This window comes from Janthinobacterium kumbetense (assembly GCF_023703445.1).
Taxonomy (GTDB): Bacteria; Pseudomonadota; Gammaproteobacteria; order Burkholderiales; family Burkholderiaceae_D; genus Janthinobacterium; species Janthinobacterium kumbetense.
The window spans coordinates 363916-382295 of sequence record NZ_JAMQGR010000003.1; the positions used below are offsets into that span (position 1 = coordinate 363916).

General features: G+C 63.7%; 22 protein-coding genes. 12 read left to right on the forward strand and 10 right to left on the reverse strand.

All coding sequences use genetic code 11. From position 1 onward, the window contains the following. Nucleotides 1-3: 3 nt before the first annotated feature. Together NCG91_RS12525 and NCG91_RS12530 are read right to left on the reverse strand one after the other, a co-directional pair. On the reverse strand, nt 4-231 hold the full coding sequence (locus tag NCG91_RS12525; RefSeq protein ID WP_099665181.1) for a hypothetical protein: 228 nt from the start codon (nt 229-231) through the stop codon (nt 4-6). A gap of 174 nt (nt 232-405) precedes the next feature. Next, nucleotides 406-1320, reverse strand: coding sequence for a LysR family transcriptional regulator (locus tag NCG91_RS12530; protein WP_251349921.1), 915 nt, complete (start codon nt 1318-1320; stop codon nt 406-408). 134 nt (nt 1321-1454) lie between these two features. Between NCG91_RS12530 and NCG91_RS12535 the strand changes: the two genes are divergently transcribed. Together NCG91_RS12535 and NCG91_RS12540 are read left to right on the forward strand one after the other, a co-directional pair. Next, entirely contained in the window at nt 1455-2060 is a 606-nt protein-coding gene (locus tag NCG91_RS12535) for an FMN-dependent NADH-azoreductase (protein WP_099665179.1), read from the forward strand. Nucleotides 2061-2213: 153 nt separating this feature from the next. Continuing rightward, entirely contained in the window at nt 2214-2720 is a 507-nt protein-coding gene (locus tag NCG91_RS12540; RefSeq protein ID WP_251349922.1) for a Cif family virulence factor, read from the forward strand. Nucleotides 2721-2738: 18 nt separating this feature from the next. Here NCG91_RS12540 and NCG91_RS12545 read toward each other — a convergent pair whose 3' ends face one another. Next, a complete protein-coding gene (locus NCG91_RS12545; RefSeq protein WP_099665177.1) occupies nt 2739-3038 on the reverse strand; it encodes a YciI family protein in 300 nt (99 codons plus the stop codon). A 139-nt stretch (nt 3039-3177) separates the two neighbouring features. On the opposite strand from NCG91_RS12545, the gene NCG91_RS12550 reads away from it, so the two are divergent. From NCG91_RS12550 to pncB, 3 genes are all read left to right on the forward strand, one after another. Beyond that, entirely contained in the window at nt 3178-3432 is a 255-nt protein-coding gene (locus NCG91_RS12550; protein WP_099665176.1) for a hypothetical protein, read from the forward strand. A 116-nt stretch (nt 3433-3548) separates the two neighbouring features. After that, the gene (locus tag NCG91_RS12555; RefSeq protein WP_251349923.1) at nt 3549-4412 is read left to right on the forward strand and encodes a cysteine hydrolase family protein; all 864 of its coding nucleotides are present in this window, start codon (nt 3549-3551) and stop codon (nt 4410-4412) included. 77 nt (nt 4413-4489) lie between these two features. Further along, on the forward strand, nt 4490-5680 hold the full coding sequence (gene pncB / locus NCG91_RS12560) for a nicotinate phosphoribosyltransferase (RefSeq protein ID WP_099665174.1): 1191 nt from the start codon (nt 4490-4492) through the stop codon (nt 5678-5680). A 42-nt stretch (nt 5681-5722) separates the two neighbouring features. Here pncB and NCG91_RS12565 read toward each other — a convergent pair whose 3' ends face one another. Both NCG91_RS12565 and NCG91_RS12570 read right to left on the reverse strand, forming a co-directional pair. Continuing rightward, on the reverse strand, nt 5723-6022 hold the full coding sequence (locus NCG91_RS12565; RefSeq protein ID WP_034781921.1) for an antibiotic biosynthesis monooxygenase family protein: 300 nt from the start codon (nt 6020-6022) through the stop codon (nt 5723-5725). A gap of 68 nt (nt 6023-6090) precedes the next feature. Continuing rightward, the gene (locus NCG91_RS12570) at nt 6091-6429 is read right to left on the reverse strand and encodes a hypothetical protein (protein ID WP_251349924.1); all 339 of its coding nucleotides are present in this window, start codon (nt 6427-6429) and stop codon (nt 6091-6093) included. Nucleotides 6430-6624: 195 nt separating this feature from the next. On the opposite strand from NCG91_RS12570, the gene NCG91_RS12575 reads away from it, so the two are divergent. From NCG91_RS12575 to NCG91_RS12590, 4 genes are all read left to right on the forward strand, one after another. After that, nucleotides 6625-7206, forward strand: coding sequence for a DJ-1/PfpI family protein (locus NCG91_RS12575; RefSeq protein ID WP_099665171.1), 582 nt, complete (start codon nt 6625-6627; stop codon nt 7204-7206). Between the two features lie 64 nt (nt 7207-7270). Then, nucleotides 7271-8503 (forward strand): GAF domain-containing sensor histidine kinase, encoded by a 1233-nt coding sequence (locus NCG91_RS12580; RefSeq protein ID WP_099665170.1) that lies wholly within the window; start codon nt 7271-7273, stop codon nt 8501-8503. Nucleotides 8504-8506: 3 nt separating this feature from the next. Beyond that, nucleotides 8507-9184 carry a response regulator gene (locus NCG91_RS12585; protein ID WP_170846465.1) on the forward strand — a complete coding sequence of 226 codons (678 nt, stop codon included), beginning with the start codon at nt 8507-8509 and terminating at the stop codon, nt 9182-9184. A gap of 155 nt (nt 9185-9339) precedes the next feature. Then, complete coding sequence (locus NCG91_RS12590) at nt 9340-10035, forward strand: Crp/Fnr family transcriptional regulator (protein WP_034781930.1); 696 nt, start codon at nt 9340-9342, stop codon at nt 10033-10035. Here NCG91_RS12590 and NCG91_RS12595 read toward each other — a convergent pair. Next, entirely contained in the window at nt 10032-11222 is a 1191-nt protein-coding gene (locus NCG91_RS12595; protein WP_251349925.1) for an MFS transporter, read from the reverse strand. The two genes, NCG91_RS12590 and NCG91_RS12595, sit on opposite strands and share 4 nt — an antisense overlap. 91 nt (nt 11223-11313) lie before the next feature. On the opposite strand from NCG91_RS12595, the gene NCG91_RS12600 reads away from it, so the two are divergent. Both NCG91_RS12600 and NCG91_RS12605 read left to right on the forward strand, forming a co-directional pair. Continuing rightward, a complete protein-coding gene (locus tag NCG91_RS12600) occupies nt 11314-11781 on the forward strand; it encodes a winged helix-turn-helix transcriptional regulator (protein ID WP_251349926.1) in 468 nt (155 codons plus the stop codon). After that, on the forward strand, nt 11778-13001 hold the full coding sequence (locus tag NCG91_RS12605) for a D-amino acid dehydrogenase (protein ID WP_251349927.1): 1224 nt from the start codon (nt 11778-11780) through the stop codon (nt 12999-13001). Before NCG91_RS12600 ends, NCG91_RS12605 begins: the two co-directional genes overlap by 4 nt. On the opposite strand, the gene NCG91_RS12610 is transcribed toward NCG91_RS12605, so the two are convergent. From NCG91_RS12610 to NCG91_RS12620, 3 genes are all read right to left on the reverse strand, one after another. Further along, nucleotides 12976-14055: a hypothetical protein gene (locus tag NCG91_RS12610; protein ID WP_251349928.1), complete on the reverse strand. Its 1080-nt coding sequence runs from the start codon at nt 14053-14055 to the stop codon at nt 12976-12978. The two genes, NCG91_RS12605 and NCG91_RS12610, sit on opposite strands and share 26 nt — an antisense overlap. Before the next feature lie 67 nt (nt 14056-14122). Then, nucleotides 14123-15157, reverse strand: coding sequence for a MerR family transcriptional regulator (locus NCG91_RS12615; RefSeq protein ID WP_251349929.1), 1035 nt, complete (start codon nt 15155-15157; stop codon nt 14123-14125). An 87-nt stretch (nt 15158-15244) separates the two neighbouring features. Then, nucleotides 15245-16159: a LysR family transcriptional regulator gene (locus NCG91_RS12620; protein WP_251349930.1), complete on the reverse strand. Its 915-nt coding sequence runs from the start codon at nt 16157-16159 to the stop codon at nt 15245-15247. Between the two features lie 97 nt (nt 16160-16256). Between NCG91_RS12620 and NCG91_RS12625 the strand changes: the two genes are divergently transcribed. Continuing rightward, complete coding sequence (locus NCG91_RS12625) at nt 16257-17324, forward strand: SDR family oxidoreductase (protein WP_099665164.1); 1068 nt, start codon at nt 16257-16259, stop codon at nt 17322-17324. Here NCG91_RS12625 and NCG91_RS12630 read toward each other — a convergent pair. Next, complete coding sequence (locus NCG91_RS12630) at nt 17311-18327, reverse strand: SMP-30/gluconolactonase/LRE family protein (RefSeq protein ID WP_251349931.1); 1017 nt, start codon at nt 18325-18327, stop codon at nt 17311-17313. The genes NCG91_RS12625 and NCG91_RS12630 overlap by 14 nt on opposite strands. Nucleotides 18328-18380: the final 53 nt, after the last annotated feature.

Sequence of the window (18380 nt, forward strand, 5' to 3'; positions counted from 1 at the left end):
ACCTTATGCCGGCTCGCCGTGCCGTTGCACGGTGAGCCGGGCAATATAGAACTGCCCGTCGACGACCACCCGGTGCGGGATGCCGGCCACGTCGAAGCCGGGGCCGCCGTCTTCCATCCATTCCTGCGCCAGCGAGTCGAATTGCTGCGGCGTCATGCGCAGCATCTGCGCCGTGATGACGAAGCGCGCGCCAGGTTTTTGTTTGTTGACGAAGTCGTCGATGCCGGCCATGTGGTTCCTTATTAAAGTGTTACCCGCATCATACCTGTGTCAATTGTGAACTCACAACGCCTAACAAAACCGTAGCGAGCGGCAGCGATTTGTGGCTAAGAAGCGCAACCGTACTTTAGTACGGTGAGCATCGCAGGCCGCAAAGCGCGACGCGCAGTAGGTTTTGTTTGGCGTTTAAAACCCTTGGGCCAGCAGCGGCAACTGCTCCGCGAACCGCTCCGTCAGCCACTTGCCCGCCTGGCCCGGCGGCGTGTCGGCGCGCTGGATCAGATAAATCGGGTAATTCTCGCCATTGTCGACGGCCAGCGGCAGGTGCACCAGGCGGCCTTCCGCCAGGTCGTCGCGCACCATCGCTTCGGGCATGTTGCCCCAGCCCAGGCCCGCGCGCAGCAGTGCGTGCTTGGAACCGAGGTCGCCCAGGCGCCAGTTGCGCAATCCCAGCACGCCGAAATCCTGGCCTTCCGTCAGCACGCTGCGGTCGCTGAGCACCAGCTGCACGTGTTCGCGCGCCACGTTGGAGGAAATCGGGCCTGCCAGCTGCGCCAGCGCGTGGCTGGGCGCGGCCACGGGAATCAGGCGCACGTGGCCCACGGCCAGGCGCTCGAAGACGCTGGCCGTGGCCGTCATCCAGCCACCGAGGCCGATATGGCAGCTGCCATCCATCACCAGTTGCGCCACGGCGCCCATCGCCTCGATGCGCAGGCGCAGGGCGACGGTGGGGAACTGCGCCTGGAACGCTTCGAGCACGCGCACCAGCACGCAGGTGGGAAACATCACGTCGACCACCACCGACACTTCCGCCTCCAGCCCGCCGGCCAAGGCTTTGGCACGCGCGCGCATGCCGTCGACCTTCAGGGCCACGGCGCGCGCGTCGGCCAGCAGGGCCTTGCCCGCGTCCGTCAGGGTGGGCTTGCGCTTGCCGCGGTCGAGCAGCACCACGTTCAGTTGTTCTTCCAGGTTGGCGATGGTGTAGCTGATCACCGACTGCGTGCGGTGCAACTGGCGCGCCGCGTGGGCGAAACCGCCCGCGTCGATGACGGCGACAAACACGCGCAACTGGTCGAGCGAAGGCTGGCCCGGTTCTCTCATGCTGACTCCATATCTAGAAATTCGATGCTAATCATTTATATTTACACGGTTTTCTCGATGGTAGACCCGAACTATGCTGTGTGCAAGGGCTGCGATGCGGCCATTCCCGTCACCCATCTTCACAGGAGCACTTCATGAGCAAGGTCTTATACATTAATAGCAGTGTGCGCAACAGCGGTTCCCTTTCTCGTCAATTGTCCGGCGAATTCGTCGCCAAACTGGCCGCGCAAGGGGCCAGCGTCGTCGAACGCGACCTGGCGGCGCAGCCCGTGCCGCACTTGACGGAAGAGGTGATGGGCGCCTTCTTCACCCCGGCCGACCAGCGCAGCGCGCAGGCGGCAGCGGCCGTGCAATTGTCCGATACCCTGGTTGACGAATTGCTGGCGGCCGACGTGCTGGTGCTGGCCGCGCCCATGTACAACTTTTCCGTGCCCTCGACCCTGAAGGCGTGGATCGACCACGTGGCGCGCGCGGGCCGCACGTTCCAGTACACGGCGACGGGCCCCGTTGGCTTGGCAACGGGCAAGAAAGCGGTCATTTTCACGGCCAGCGGCGGCGTCTACAGCGAAGGCCCCGGCGCCGCGTATGACTACCTGAGCACTTATCTGCGCACGGCGCTGGGCTTCATCGGCATCACCGACATCGAGTTCGTGCAAGCCGAAGGCGTGGCCATGGGCGAGGAAGCCGTCAGCAGCGCAATCGCCAAGGGCCGCGCCTCGATCGAAGCCCTGGCTGCCTGAATCAGGCTCGCCTCTAGTTCCAAAGGGGGATTGCCAATCTGCCATGGTTGACATAAGCTTGCCGGCGGCACGCCCCGTGCCGGCCCGGCGAGCGGTTCGCCATGAAAGTCCCTCATGCACAAGTTGGCAAGCGCGGTATTGTTCGGATGTTGTTTGTTTTCAGCAGGCATTGCGCTGGCGCAAACTGCGCCCGTGGCGCCGTCCCACGTGGGGCGCCACGCTTCCACGCCCGAAGATATCCGCGCCATCGAAAAAGTCGTCGCCGACTTCCAGGCGGCCCTGATCGCCAAGGATGTCAAGCTGCTGTCGTCGCTGCTGCTGCATACGAACATCCTGTTCGCCTCGCCTGCCGACGACGATTTCATCAAGAAAATGCGCGACACGACGGACGTCCACTTCGACGGCGTCGGGGCGGCCGGCTATGTCGGTTTCGCCAACTTCATCAAGCGCGAACCGCAGCGCACGGAAGAAAAATTCTACAACGTCAAGATCACCCAGGACCGCCATGTCGCGTGGGTCAACTTCGACTACGAATTCCTCGTCGGCAATAAATTGTCCAACTATGGCGTGGAAGCGTGGCAAATGGTTAAGCGCGATGGCGAATGGAAAATCCTCAGCGTCGTGTGGTCCATGCATTCCGCGGCCGAGGCCGGGAAGTAGGGGGCCGGCGACGCCGTGTCAGTCGCGCGGCAGCTCGCGAATTTCCACCGTCCCCCCTGCGTTCAGTACGGGGTTTCCGATTAACAATTTTTTTGCATCGTCTATACTTTCAGCTTGTACACGTATATAACCTGACAAGTGTGGCGTGACCGGTTTGGCCTGGCCGGACCGGTGCACGCAGATACCGGGACCGATGGAACTGCCGCCGCAGAAGCGGCCGCTGGCCCTGAGCATGGCGAAGTAATCTTCCCAGGCCGGCGTGGCGACGTCCACCGGTGTTTCCGTGTCGTCGTGCATGAAGATGAGGTAGTCATTCATCCATTTTCTCCTGTGCCGCGTTATAAAAACAAAGCCGCATCGGGTATCCCGAGCAGGCGTGAACGCATGGTTTTACCTTTTTACCGCGTCAGTCCGTAGAGACAAGCTGTCCGGCCATGTCATTTTTGGAGCGAACATCGTGCCGATAAAGTATGTTGATTTTTATGAGGTGAATTACACGGCGGAACCCTTGCGGGGCTGCAAGCTATGGGGCGCCTACGTTGCCATCTATGCCCCGTCGCGCAACCCCATGCACCGGGTCAACCTGGTGAAAAAGCGCCGGGTGTCGGCCGACCACCAGTTTACAACGGAAGCGGACGCCGTGGCGGAGGCGGGCGAGGTGGCCGTCAAGCTGGTCGAGCGGCGCCAGCGCCGCTATGTCTTCCATCCCTGAAGCGTCGAGTGGCTTGTTTCTGCGCAAGTTATTACGAATGAGCACACGTAGCCGGTGCAGGCGCGCCGGCGCAGTTGCCCGTATCATGCGAAGTATTGCCACGCCAGAGGACCGCCATGAAACGCCAGTTGCACCTGCTCGTCATCGATCCGCAAAACGATTTTTGCGACTTGCCCGCCGCATGGCTGCCGCCAGACGCCGCACCGGCGCTGGCCGTGCCCGGCGCCCACCAGGATATGCTGCGCGTGGCGCAATTGATCCGCGAAGGAGGCGGCGGTTTGACGCAGATCAGCATCACGCTCGATGCGCACCACCGCTACGACATCGCCCACCCCGCCTTCTGGCGCACGGGCGATGGCGGCGCCGTGCCGCCATTTACCCAGATCAGCGCGCAGCAGGTGCGCGACCGCCTGTTCCTGCCCGCCGCCAGCGGCGCCTTGCCGCGCGCGCTGGCCTATCTGGATGCCTTGCAGCAAGCGGGGCGCTATCAATTGATGGTGTGGCCCGTGCATTGCGAGATCGGCAGCTGGGGGCAGAATGTCCACGCGGCCGTGCGCGCCGCCTACAACGCGTGGGAAGTGGAGCGGCTGCAAGTGGTGGCCAAGTTGAGCAAGGGTTCGAATCCATGGACCGAGCATTACTCGGCCGTCATGGCGGAAGTGCCCGATCCGCAGGATGCGGCCACCCAGCTCAACCGCGCCTTCCTCGATACCTTGCTGCCGGCGCAGCAGATTTATGTCACCGGCGAAGCGGGCAGCCATTGCGTGAAAGCCAGCACCGAGCACATCGCCGACTACCTGCAAGCGCAGCAGGGACCGCAGGCGCTGGCGCGCCTGGTCTTGCTGACGGACTGCATGAGCCCTGTCACGGGCTTTGAAGCGCAGCAGCACGACTTCCTGGCCGCCATGCATGCGCGCGGCGCGCGGCTGGCGACATCCGCCGACGTCCTGCCCGAACTGCAGGCGAACGCGATTGCCTGAACCATTGTCGATTGTGTCCTGCTGAAATGCTTGCAGTGGCGTACTATTCTGGCTTCAGGAAGTTGGAGAAAACACACATGACCCCGATAGTGCGCAGTTTGCTGGAAACCGATCTGTATAAATTTACAATGTGGCAAGCATTGCTGCACGGTCATCCGAATACCCATACCGAATACGAATTTGTCTGCCGCAACGCCACGGCCTTTCCCCTGGCCGAACTGAAGGGCGAGCTGGAAGAGCAGCTCGACCATTTATGCTCGATGTCGTTTGCCGACGACGAGCTGGCCTATTTACGCACCCTGCGCTTCATGAAGAGCGATTTCGTCGACTTTTTGACGGTGTTCCGCTTCCAGCGCAAGTTCATCGAAGTGAGCACGGATGGCGACACCTTGCTCGTGCACGCGGCCGGGCCGCAAGTGCATGTGATGGGCTTCGAGATTTTCGTGTTGTACATCATCAACGAACTGTATTTCCGCCGTTTCGACCTGGACGCGGCCATGCGCGAAGGGCGCCACCGCCTGGGATTGAAAGTGGCGGCCGTGAAGGAGTTCGGCAAGCTGCCAAGGCGCAAGCATCCATTCGAGTTTTCCGATTTCGGCGTGCGCCGGCGCTTTTCCGGCGCCTGGCATGATGAGGTGGTGCAGCGCCTGGCGCGCGAGGTGCCCGAATATTTCAAGGGCACGTCGAATGTCTACCTGGCGAAAAAGCTCGGCATCGTGCCGATCGGCACCATGGCCCATGAATACATGCAATCGTTCCAGTCGTTTGGCGTGCGCCTGCGCGACTTTCAAAAGGCGGCACTGGAAGACTGGGTGCAGGAATACCGGGGCGACCTGGGCATCGCCCTGACAGACGTGGTCGGCATGGACGCCTTCCTGGCCGACTTCGACCTGTATTTTGCCAAGCTGTTCGACGGCTTGCGCCACGATTCGGGCGACCCCGTCGAGTGGGGCGAGAAGGCGCTGGCCCACTACGCGGCCCTGCGCATCGACGCCAATACCAAGCGCCTCGTGTTTTCCGACGGCCTGGACCTGGACAAGGCGTTTGCCCTGTACCAGCACTTCGCCGACCGCATCATGACGGGCTTCGGCATCGGCACCAATCTCACCAACGATGTCGGTTTGACGCCGCTCAACATCGTCATGAAACTGGTGCGCTGCAATGGCCAGTCCGTGGCGAAATTGTCGGATTCGCCGGGCAAGACCCTGTGCAAGGATGAAACTTTCCTTGCGTATTTGCGGCAAGTGTTTCACCACCCTGCCGTTTAAGGCGCCGGCACGGACATTGACAGCCCGTGCCGCCTGCCGATATTAAAAACCGGTCACCACCGTGTTCATGTGCTCGACCTGGGGCGGGGCGGCGAAGAATTCGCCCACCAGGCCGCGCCAGGCCTGGAAGTCGTCGCTGCCGCGGAAATGCACGGTGTGGTCTTCCAGCGTCGTCCAGCCCACGACGAGGCGGTAGGCGTCGCCGTTTTCGATCGAGCGCTCCAGGCGCATCGACTCGCAGCCGCGCGCGCGCTGGAACAGGGGGATGGCTTTCGTCACGGCCGCTTCGAAGGCAGCGTGCGTGGCCGATTTGATCTGGATGTGGGCAATTTCAAAAATCATGGCAAGTTCCACTGAGGAATGAAGGAAGCTTGATCTTGCCATAATTCGGCCGCGCGGGGGAGAGCGCCTCAGCCAGCGAGCGTAGCGACGCCTGCGCGCCGGCCGCCCACGTGGCTGGCCGTGCGTTGTTCGATATCGCAGCCGTGATGCGTCTGCACGATGGCGTGCGCCCGTTCCCGTTCCTGCGCATTGCCGATGGCCACGACGAGGCGGAACATGCCGCGCCACGCGGCCTTGCCCTGTATGGGGACGGTGGGGACGGCCTCGTCGTCGACCGTGTCGAGCTGCACGGCGTGCGCGGGGAAACCATCGTCGAGCAGGGCGCTGCGGGCCTGCTGCGCATCGGCAAAATGGTCGAAGATGCGGATCAGGGCAGGCGCAGCAAGGGGGCTGGTGGCGGTGTGCATGGCCAGGCTTTCGAGTGGGGGCGTCCGAGTTTGACCTGCCAGCCTGTAAAAAATTCTGCCTCAGCCTGTAAAATCCTCGATCAAGGCGCAAAAGTTTGATAAATATCCAGTATGGTTGCCAAGTCGCGCTAAGATACGCCTTGCGGTGCGTCTTGCTGGCAGGGATGCGGGATCAATCTTTCATAGGAGAACTAAATGGCAGCGAAGAAAATTCTGTTTTTGACCGGCGATTTTGCAGAAGATTATGAAACGATGGTACCGTTCCAGGCCCTGCTGATGCTCGGCCATACCGTGCATGCCGTGTGCCCCGGCAAGAAGAGCGGCGAGACGATCAAGACGGCCATCCACGATTTCGAGGGCGACCAGACCTACACGGAAAAGCCGGGCCATTTGTTCACCCTGAACGCCAGCTTCGACGACATCGACCCGGCCCACTATGACGCCGTGATGATCGCCGGCGGCCGTGCCCCCGAATACCTGCGCCTGAACGAGAAAGTCATCGCCGCCGTGCGTCATTTCGCCGACGCGGGCAAGCCTGTCGCGGCCGTCTGCCACGGCGCGCAATTGCTGGCCGCCGCCGACGTCATCCGCGGCAAGCGCATTTCCGCCTATCCCGCCTGCGCGCCGGAAGTGAAGCTGGCGGGCGGCACGTATGCCGACATCGCCGTCACGGACGCCGTTACGGATGGCCAGTTCGTCACGGCGCCCGCGTGGCCCGCGCACCCGGCCTGGCTGGCGCAGTTTGTCAAGCTGCTCGGTACCGAGATCCGTTTGTAACCTTTACCAGCCCGGCAAGCCGCAGCGCTTGCCGGGCGCACTACTTTTCAGATTCGAGTTCTTCATGCATGCGCCGCGCAGTCAATCTTCCCGCAAACAACTTCCAGCGTCGCGCTGGCGCCAGCGCCGCCTGGCGCAAGCCGAGTCGGGCCTGAGCGCCGCGCAGGAACGCCAGCTGGCCACCCTGCACGAGATTTCCACCTTGCTGGCGGGACAGCACGCCATCGATGCGCTGTGCCGCGGCTTCCTGCGCCACGTGATGCAGTTCGCGCAGGCGGAAGGGGGCACCGTGCGCATCCTCGATCCGCAGCACGATACCGTGCACATCATCGTGCACGAGGGCATTTCCGACGCCATGGTGGAAGAGGAACACTGCATCCGCAACAACGATTGCCTGTGCGGCGCGGCCGTGGCGCAGGGTGTGATCCAGATCCGCGATTTCCGCCAGGTCGATGCCTTGCAGCGCTACCGTTGCCAGGATGAAGGATTTATCGCCATCGCCGTCTTCCCCATCCTCGCGCGCGACCAGGTGGTGGGCAGTTTTTCGCTGCACTTTGCGCGCCCGCAAGCCGTGCATGCGCAGCAGCAGGGCTGGCTGGAAACGCTGGGCCAGAGCCTGGGCATCGCCATCGAAAACCAGCGCCTGATCGCGCGCGAAAAGGAATTCGCCGTGGCGCGCGAACGCAGCCTGCTGGCTGAAGGCTTGCATGACAGCATTGCGCAAAGCCTCAACTTCATCAGCCTGCAAGTGCAGATGCTCGACGATTCCGTGCGCCGGGGCCAGCTCGACGAAGCGGCCGAAGTGTTGCCGCTGATGCGCATGGGCGTCGAGCAAAGCTACCAGGACGTGCGCGAATTGCTGGTCAATTTCCGCACGCGCTGGCATGGCAGTGACCTGGAAAGCAAGCTGTCGGAAGTGCTGGCCAAGTTCGAGCTGCAGACGGGCGTCGTCGGCACCCTGGACATGAGCGGCAATGGCGCGCCGCTGGCGCCCGAGCAGCAGTTGCAGATCCTGTTCATCGTGCAGGAAGCGCTGTCGAATATCCGCAAGCACGCGCAAGCGAGCAACGTGGCGCTGCGCGTGGTCAACGGGCGCGATTTCGCGCTGCAGGTGCGCGACGATGGCGAAGGCTTCGCCGCCAACCTGCGCGACAAGAAAACGGAATTGCAGATCGGCTTGCGTATCATGCAGGAAAGAGCCGAGCGGCTCGGTGCGCAATTTGCCATCGACAGCACGCCCGGCGGCGGCACGACGATCTCGCTGGCCTTGCCGGCAGCCCGGCGCCAGGCCGCGTAACAGATGACTTATCCCTATCAGGCCACAAACATAGTGAACGCACCAATCAAAATCCTGCTGGTCGACGACCACACCTTGCTGCGCAGCGGCGTCAAGCTGCTGCTGCAGCGCAATCCTCAATTCCAGGTGGTGGGCGAGGCATCGAACGGGCTGGACGGCGTGCGCCTGACGGCCGAACTGCGGCCCGACGTGGTGCTGATGGACTTGAACATGCCCGGCGTGTCCGGCGTCGAGGCGCTGCAGCTGATCTTGCAGGACTTGCCGCAGATGGTCGTGCTGATGCTGACCGTGTCGGAAAACGCGGCCGACCTGGGCGCGGCCCTGCGCGCGGGCGCGCGCGGCTACCTGCTGAAAAATATCGAAGCCGAGCAGCTGGGCCAGGCCATTTGCCGCGCCGCCGCCGGCGAATCCGTGATCGCCGACGCCATGACGGCCAAGCTGGTGTCGCAGTTCCGCGCGGGGCAGAACGCGCCCCAGGCCGACTATGACAAACTGACGCCGCGCGAACGCGAAGCCATGGCATGCCTGGCGCAAGGATTGAGCAACAAGGAAATCGCGCGCCAGCTCGATGTGGCCGAAAGCACGGTGAAAATCCACGTGCAAAACATCCTCAAAAAGCTTAAGCTCAGCAGCCGCGTGCAGATCGCCGTGTATGCCGTCGAGCGCGAGTTGAGCAAATAAAGATCAAACAAAGTGCAAATAGTGCGCAAGGAATGCGCGATTGTTTGATCTGCATGGCGTTCCGGCCTAGACAACCCTAGTTCCTTTGACGTATGGCCTTGACCGTGCCTGCGCATTACACTCTTAGTCATTCGCTAATCTAATAAGAGAGTGTCATGCATAAGGTCAACGTCGATGGCTTGCTATCGAGCCAGGCTCTGTTTCGCCATATTTCCCCTTCGCAATTAGAGCAATTGCGCCAGGATGTCGTGCGCGTCGAAGTGGAAAAAGGCAAAGTACTGTTCCGCAAGGGCGAAGTGGCGGAAGGCGCCTATGTGGTGGTCTTCGGCCTCGTCAAGCTGAGCGTGTTTTCCATGGAAGGTACCGACAAGGTACTGGAACTGATCCGTCCGGGCCAGAGTTTCGGCGAAGCCATGATTTTCCTCGATGAACCGTATCCGTTCTGCGCCGAAGCGCTCGAGCACTGCCTGCTGCTGCGCATTCCGCCGCACGCGCTGCTGCGCCTGCTGGACCAGTCGCCCCGTATCGCGCGCCAGATGATGAACAGCCTGTCGCATCACCTGATGGGTTTTATCCGCAACGTGGAGCGCTGCTCCGTGCAGAACGCCACCCAGCGCGTGGTCGAGTATCTGCTGCAAGCTTCGGACCAGCAGCGTTCGAACGAGGTCAAGCTGGACTTGAAGAAAAGTCTGTTGGCATCGTTCCTGAACCTGGCGCCCGCCACCCTGTCGCGCGTGCTGCACCAGTTGACGGACTTGCATTTGATTAAAGTCAGCGGTTCGCTGATCCAGATCCAGCCGGACGCCTTGAAAACCTACCGCCATGGTTCTACCGCGGCCATGCTGAACTAAGCTTTTTCAGCAGGCAAGGTCAGTCGCCAGAACAGCAGGGCGAGCAAGCTGACCGCCGCGCCCAGCGCGCATACCCCATGCCAGCCCGCCAGCGCATACACGCTGGTGGCGGCAATCGCACCGAGTCCGCTTCCCACCGCATAAAACAGCATGTAGCACGCCACCAGGCGGCTGTGCGCGTCGCTGTCCTGCTTGAAAATCAGGCTCTGGTTCGTCACGTGGATGGCCTGGCCCGCCAGGTCCAGCGCGATGATGCCGACGAGCAAGGGCCACAGGGCCGCGCCCGCAAAGCCGAGCGGCAGCCACGCGGCCAGCAGCAGCAACAGGGCTGCGCCCGTCGTCCACTGCGCGCGGCCATTATCGGCCAGCGCCCCGGCGCGCGCCGCCCCCAGCGCCCCCACCACGCCCACCAGACCAAACGCGCCGATGGCCGCATGGCTGTAGCCTTGCGCCGTCAAGGGCAGCACCAGGGCGCTCCAGAAAATATTGAACACGGCAAACATCAGCAGGGCCAGCGTGCCCCGCACGCGCAAGACCTTGTTGTGCATCAACATCTCCACCATCGAGGCGAGCAGGGCGCCATACGCCAGCCGTTCGCTGGCCGGCTGCGCCGGCGGCAGCTTGCGCCACAGCAGCAACAGCAGGGCGCAGGCGATGGCCGCCGAAACAAAGTACACGGCGCGCCAGTCGGCCACATCGGCCACCACGCCGGACAGGGTGCGCGCCAACAGCAAGCCGATCACCACGCCGCCCTGCGCCATGCCGACCACGCGGCCCCGCTCGTGGCTGGCTGCCGCGCTGGCTGCATACGCGATCAAACCCTGCGTCATGGCCGTGCCCAGCAGACCCACCAGCAGCATGCCGCCCAGCAAGGCGGCCGTGGAGCGGGCGCAGCCCAGCGCCGCCAGGGAGATGGCCAGCAAGCCCAGCTGGAACAGGGTCAGGCGGCGCCGGTTCAGCATATCGCCCAGGGGCACCAGCAGCAGCAGGGCCAGCGCGCAGCCGAGCTGCGTGGCCGTGATGACCATGCCGCTGGCCGCTTCCGTCATGCCGAATTCCTGCGCCAGGGTGGCGAGCAAGGGCTGGGCGTAATACACATTGGCCACGCTGAGGCCGGCCGCCGTGGCAAACAGCCAGACGAGGGAAGGGGGAAGTGCTGTCGTGATGGATGGGTTGGTATCGCGCATGGGTCTGTATGTAAGTGGTTTCAAATTAAAACCAGTTGGAGTCTACGCCGGGAAGTTTTAAAATGCAACCACTCAATCCTGGAGAATGCCCGTGGCCAAGCGCAAGAGCCTGAAAACCGACCCCTGTCCCGTGGCGCGCGCGCTCGACGCGATCGGCGAGCGCTGGTCGCTCCTGATCGTGCGCGACGCCTTCGACGGCATGCGCCGGTTCGGCGAGTTCCAGAAAAGCCTGGGCGTGGCGAAGAACATCCTGGCCGACCGCCTGCACACGCTGGTGGAAGAGGGCATCTTTACGGTCGCGCCCGCATCGGACGGCACGGCCTACCAGGAGTACGTGCTGACGCTCAAGGGGCTGGCGCTGTTTCCCGTCGTCGTCGGCTTGCGCCAGTGGAGCGAGGCGCAATTGTTCGCGGCGGGCGAGGCGCATTCGACCTTGCTGCAGCGCGGTTCAGGCTTGCCCGTGCGCCGCATGGACGTGCTGGCCGAGGATGGCCGCGTACTGCAGGCGGGCGATACCGTCGTGCACAAGGTGGAGCAGAAAATGGAGTCTGAGGCATGAAGCGCGTGGCCGTGCTGGGCGGGGGCATCACGGGCGTCACCACCGCTTACGCGCTGGCGAAACGGGGCGTCAATGTCACCCTGATCGAGCGTCACCGTTATGCCGCCATGGAAACGTCGTATGCGAACGGCGGGCAATTGTCGGCCTCGCACGCGGAAGTGTGGAACCACAAGGCAACGATTTTGAACGCCCTGAAATGGATGGCGCGGCGCGATGCGCCCCTGCTGCTGCATCCATGGCCCAGCTGGCACAAGCTGAGCTGGTTTGCGCAATTCCTTGCCGCCATGCCCGCCTACGAGCGCAACACCATCGCCACGGCGCGCCTGGCGATCGCCGCGCGCGCACACTTGTTTGCCTGGGCGCAGGAAGAGCATATTGATTTCGATCATCGCCGCGCCGGCATCCTGCACGTCTACCGTGACCGGCGCGGCTTCGAGCGGGCGGCGGGCGTGTCGCGCCTGCTGGCGCAGGGCGGGCTGGAGCGGCGCGCCGTCACGCGGCAGGAAATGCGCGTCATCGAGCCGGCCTTGCAGGGCGACTTTTATGGCGGCTACTACACGGACAGCGATTCCACGGGCGACATCCACAAATTCACCAGCGGCCTGGCCGACGCCTGCGTCCGCCTGGGCGTGGCTTGCCGCTACGGTGCGCAGGTCACCGCGCTGGCGCGCGAACACGGCAAGGTGCGCATCAGCGTGGGCGCGGGCGAGGACAGCACCCTGTTCGACGCCGTCGTCATCTGCGCGGGCACGGCCAGCCGCGCCATGGCGGCAATGCTGGGCGACCATGTGAATGTGTATCCCGTGAAAGGCTATTCGATCACGGTGCAGCTCGACGACGCAGCCAGCCGCGCGGCGGCGCCGAAGGTCAGCCTGCTCGACGACGCGACCAAGCTGGTCAGCAGCCGCCTGGGCGAAGACCGGCTCAGAGTGGCGGGCACGGCGGAATTCAATGGCTTCAATGACGACATCCGCGCCGACCGCATCCGCCCGCTGGTGCGCTGGGTGGAGCAGTGTTTTCCGGGCGTCAATACGCGCAAGGTGATCCCGTGGGCGGGCTTGCGCCCCATGCTCCCGGACATGCTGCCGAAAGTGGGGCCGGGCAAGGCGCCGGGCGTGTACTACAACACGGGCCACGGCCACCTGGGCTGGACCCTGGCGGCCGCCACGGCGGAGATGGTGGCAGAGGTGCTGCTTAGTTCTTCGGCAGCAAATCGCTGAGCGCGGCGCGGCCCTTGACGGTGAGGAAGGGGCCGACCTTGCTGTACGGCAGTAAAAAATCGTTTTCGCAGCCGCTGCCGTTCGAGTCTTCCCAGAACGACACGCCTTCCGGCTTCAGGGACAGGTGGAAGCGGCCTCGGCCGTCGTAATCCGTGCCCTTGCATTCGGCATCGATTTTCACGTCCTTGAACAGGGCCTGGCGCAAGCGGTCCGGCAATTCGGCCTTGTCGTCGCCATCGCTGGCGCTGGCGCCAAACCAGTTCCACACGTCCGTTTCCTGGCCCGTTTTGACGTCCCAGGTACGGAATTTGATGGAGATGCCGTTGGCGCCATAGCCTGTCGCCCAGCGGTAGAACTTGACCGTCACCCAGCGCGGCGACCAGTAGGTCGGCTCCGCATACACTTCGTCTTCCGTTGTGAAACCGTTGCGGCCCAGGTATTCGCGGCGCGTGGCATAGAAGTCGGCCAGGTCTTTTTTATTTTTTGCCAGCACGGCGCGCAGCTGAGCATTGATTTTTGTCACGCCATCGCCGGGTGCGATCAATTCCACGGTGATGGTGTCGCCCACTTGCAGGTTGCGGTATTGCTTGCCTTCGAAGGCGATCGGCTTGCTCGTCTTGGTATTGGGAAAATCTTCCAGCGCCAGGTTGTAGGCATCGCTGGCGCAGGATGGATGCTCGCGGTCGCCCGCCGCTTCCAGCAGGGTCAGGGCCAGGGGCAGGGTCTTGCCGCTTTTCGGGTCTGCCCAGGTGCCGGTGACTTTGCCGTCTTGCGGCGCATTCAGGGACCAGGTGCCCGTCGTGTCGCCCTTGGCGTCGAGTTCCTGCCACAGCGTCTTGCCGTTCGGCTTGGCCAGCATGATCGGCGTCTTGTAGCGCGTGTAGTAATAGTTGCCGCTGCGGTCAGACCCTTGCGTGGGGCTGGGCTGGTTGAAGCAAGCCACGATATTGGCCTTGCCCACGGTGCCCTGCCACACCCCTTGCACGGGCGGCTCGGCCGCCATGGCGGCATGCAGGGCGGGCAGGGTCAGGCAAGCAAACAGAAAGCGGCGCATCGGTTGTTCCTCTCGTGGGCGAAGGCCGATTCTACATGGCGCCGCCCACGAGATGCCACACGTCAACTTATTTGGCGGGACGCTCCTGCGCCACCACGGCCATCGCCGCGCCCAGGTATTGCAGCATGGCCCCGTCGACGAAGCTGCCTTCCATCAGACGCGGTTCCTGCTGGTGCGCCTGGCGGAATTTCAGCTGCGTGGCCGGGTTCGTGCCCGCATACGAGCGGAACAGGTCCAGCCACTGCCGCGCCAGCTGCAGCACGGCCGGGTCGGTGGGCGGCGTGCGCGCATCCATGGCGGCGCGCACGGCGGCGATCAGGGCCGGCCACTCGCCCGAACGCCTGCCGTAGTTGGCGAGTAAATACGCGTATTCCTGCTCATCGAGGAAAGGTCGATACAGCGCAATGCGCGAGGCATTGAAGGCGGCGATGATGAATTGCATCACGTCCGCATCGACGCTGGTCGTCGCTTGCATCGATGGTTCCTGCTCGTGCATGCTGTTCAGACGCGCGAACAGGCCCGGGTGGGCGCCCGTGTCGCGCACCAGCTTGACCATCCATTCCGTGGCCAGCGCTTGTGCTTGCGCATCGCCGGGGCCGGCGCCCGCCTCCTTGACGGCGCGCACCCTCGCTACCAGTGCTTTCCATTCCTGTTCCACGGCGCTATCTGTCAGCAGCGGCAGCTGTTGCAGTTCTTCGGGACTAAAGTATTTATCGTACATGGTCATTAACTCCATAGTGGTGAGCCACTCGGCCAGTTCCGGCGCCTGCCCCTGCGCCAGTTGCGCCTGCAGGGTGCGCAGGCGTTCGCGCAAGGTGGAAGCTTGCGCGATCTGGCGTTCCAACATGGCGATCTGCTGCGCCACGATGGAATGCAAAGGCAGGGCCGGGCCGGCGAGGGCGTTGGCGATATCGGCCAGCGACAACCCGAACTTGCGCAGCGCCATGATCCGGTGCAGCCGGTCCATGTCGCCGTGCTGGTACAGGCGGTAGCCAGCTTGCGTGCGCGCCGAGGGCGAGAGCAGACCGATGCTGTCGTAGTGGTGCAGGGTGCGGATGCTCAAGCCTGTCATCTTGGCCAGTTCACCGATTTTCAACAGCATGGGGTACTCCTTTCCGGGTGCGTGCAAGCAGAATCGCACCTGACGTAACGTCAGGGTCAAGCGGAATTTTCAACTGAATTAACTGAATCAACTGATCGTCAGCCGCTGCCGCAGTTCCTGCAGCAGGGTGCCTGTTTTCGGCGTCAGCTGGCGCGCCAGCGGCCACGCCAGGTACAGGGGCAAGCCTTGCGTGGCCAGTGCCGGCAGCACCGCCACGATGGCGCCCGTGGCCAGGTGCTCGTGCACCAGCCACGTGGCCAGCTGCGCCACGCCCAGGCCGGCCAGTACGGCGGCCGTGCGCGCTTCCGCGTCGCCCACCGTCATGCGGGGAGAGGCCAGGCGGTGCTCGACCTGACCGCCCGTGGCGACGTCAGGGAAGACCCACGGCATGGGCGAACCGTCGCCGCGTCCGTAGGCGATGCAGTCGTGGTCGTCGAGCTGCGCGATGGACGCGGGCGTGCCGCGCCGCGCCAGGTAGCTGGGCGCCGCGCACAGGATCAGCTGTTCGTCGCCCAGGTGCATCTGGCCCAGCGCGGCGGGCCAGTGCGAGGGCGCGCCGATGCGCACGGCGATGTCGATGCGCTCCTCGAACAGGTCGACGAAGCGGTCGCTGAAGGCGATCGACGGCTGCAGGCGCGGATACTGCGCGCACAGCTCCAGCAGCGCAGGCATCACGCGCAGGCGCCCGTACGAGGCGGGTACGCCGATGCGCACCTTGCCCGCCAGCTCCGTCGCGTGTTCGGCCAGCACGTCTTCCGCATCCATCAGTTCCTGCAGCACGCGCTTGCAGGTGGCGTAGTAGGCGCGGCCCGCGTCGCTCAGTTTCAGCCGGCGCGTGCTGCGCTCGAACAGCAGCACGCCCAGCCGTTCTTCCAGCCGCGCCACGCTCTTGCTGACGGCCGAGCTGCTCAGGTGCAGGCGCTCGGCCGCCTTGGTAAAACTGCCCGCGTCGGCCGTGGCGAGAAACGGTGTGAGGCCCTTGAGATGTTCCGATGAAAACATGATCCGCGAATTTTATTCATGAATAGGGGGAAATAGTATCGCGGATAAGAATTGATGTCGCGGATATGATGTTTTTTTCTTTCGGAGGCTTTCTCTCATGCAAAAACACGCTCTCATCATCGGCGCCAGCGGCATCATCGGCAGCAACCTGGCCACGCACTTGCTGGCGCAGGGCTGGCAGGTGACGGGCGTTTCGCGCGGCCGCACGCCCGTGCCGGCAGGCTGCACTTCCCTGCAATTGGATGCCACGGATGGCGCGGCCGTCAGCGCCGCCCTGGCGGGCCTGGACGCCAGCCACGTCTTTTTCACGGCCTGGGCACGCCAGGCAAACGAGCAGGAAAACATCCGCGTCAATGGCGCCATGGTGGCCAATGTGCTGGCCGCGCTGGGACCGGCCGGCCACTTGCGCCATGCGGCGCTGGTCACTGGCCTCAAGCATTATCTGGGACCGTTCGACGCGTATGGCAAGGGCAGCGTGCCCGTCACGCCATTTCGCGAAGAGCAGGGCCGGCAGGCGGTCGAGAATTTCTACTATGCTCAGGAAGACCGGCTGTTTGAAGCGGCCGCGCAGTACGGATTTACGTGGAGCGTGCACCGCCCGCACACCATCATCGGCTACGCGCTGGGCAATGCCATGAACATGGGCCTGACCCTGGCCGTGTATGCGAATTTGTGCAAGGCCGGCGGCCAGCCCTTCGTGTTTCCTGGTTCGCCCGCGCAATGGCACGGCTTGTCCGACATGACGGACGCGGGCCAGATCGCGCGCCACCTGGCGTGGGCGGCCGACAGCCCCGCCGCGCGCAACGAAGACTTCAATATCGTCAATGGCGACGTCTTCCGCTGGAAGTGGCTGTGGCCGCGCCTGGCCGCCTATTTCGGCGTCGCGGCGGCCGGTTTGCCCGAGGTGATGGCGCCGCTGGCCGGGCGCATGCAGGATGCCCCCGCCCAGTGGCGCGCCATCGCGCAGCAGCATGATCTGGCCGAGCTGGATGTCGGCCGCCTCGCTTCCTGGTGGCATACGGATGCCGACCTGGGCCGGCCGATGGAAGTGATGACGGACATGGGCAAGAGCCGCAAGGCCGGCTTCCTTGATTACCAGGATACGCAAGACGCCTTCTTCAGCCTGTTCGAAAAGTTGAAGGCGGAACGCGTCATTCCGCGCTGACGGACTCCGCGGCAGCCGGTGGCGGGGTTGTCGCGGCTGCTGCCGCTGCCGCCGCATTTGCCGCATTTACTTTATGCTGCTGCGCCCGCTGCCATTCCAGGCCCGGGCGGTCGACGCGAAATTGCAGCAGCCGCCCCTGCACCACTTCCGTCACGTACGCCGTGCGGCCATCGGGACCGCCGAAGGTGATGTTACTCGGCTTGGCGCCGGGTACGCTGATCTCGCGCAAGATGCGGCCCTGCGGCGACAGTTTGACCACGCTGCCCTTGCCGTAGCGCGTCACGTACAGGTTGCCGTCGACGTCCACGCGCATGCCGTCCATGCCGAAATCGTCGAACTTGATTAGCAAACGCTTGCCGCTCAGGCTGCCGTCCGCGGCGATGTCATACATCCAGATATTGCGTTGCACGCTTTCATTCACATACAAGATCTTGCCGTCAGGACTCACTTCGATGCCGTTGGCCGTGCCCATGGTGTCGAGCGCCAGGGTCACCGTGCCGTCTTGCGCGATGCGCCACACGCGGCCCGTGTTTTCCTTCCAGTTCGGGTCGCTCGCATACAGTACGTCGTCGGCCGTGATGGCGATGTCGTTCGGCTGCGTCATGCGCGGTTCGCGCGCGTGGATGGTGAGCGCGCGCGTGGCCGGGTCGACCAGGTAAATCGTGTGTTCCATGTAGTCGGCCAGGTACATCTGCCCACGGCTGCCGAAGCGGATGCCGTTGGCGATGCTGGTGCCAGGCAAGGTCAGGTACACCTCGCCCATGCCGCCGGGGCTGACCTTGCCGATGGTTTGCTGGCGCGCAAAGTTGACGGCATAGATATTGCCATCCGCATCCACGGCCGGGCCTTCGATGCCCTTGGTAAAGGAGTGCGCGGGCGTGAGGGTGGTGGCGAGGAACAGCGTTTCGTGCGCGGGCGGGCTGGCGCAGGCGGACAGGTTGGCCAGCGCGGCGGCCAGCACGGCCGTGCGCAGCGACGGCAGGGCGTATCGGGAATGGGGCATCGGGTGTTCTCTGTATGGCAAAGGTGGCGTATGTTACCCGACGCGCGCCGACG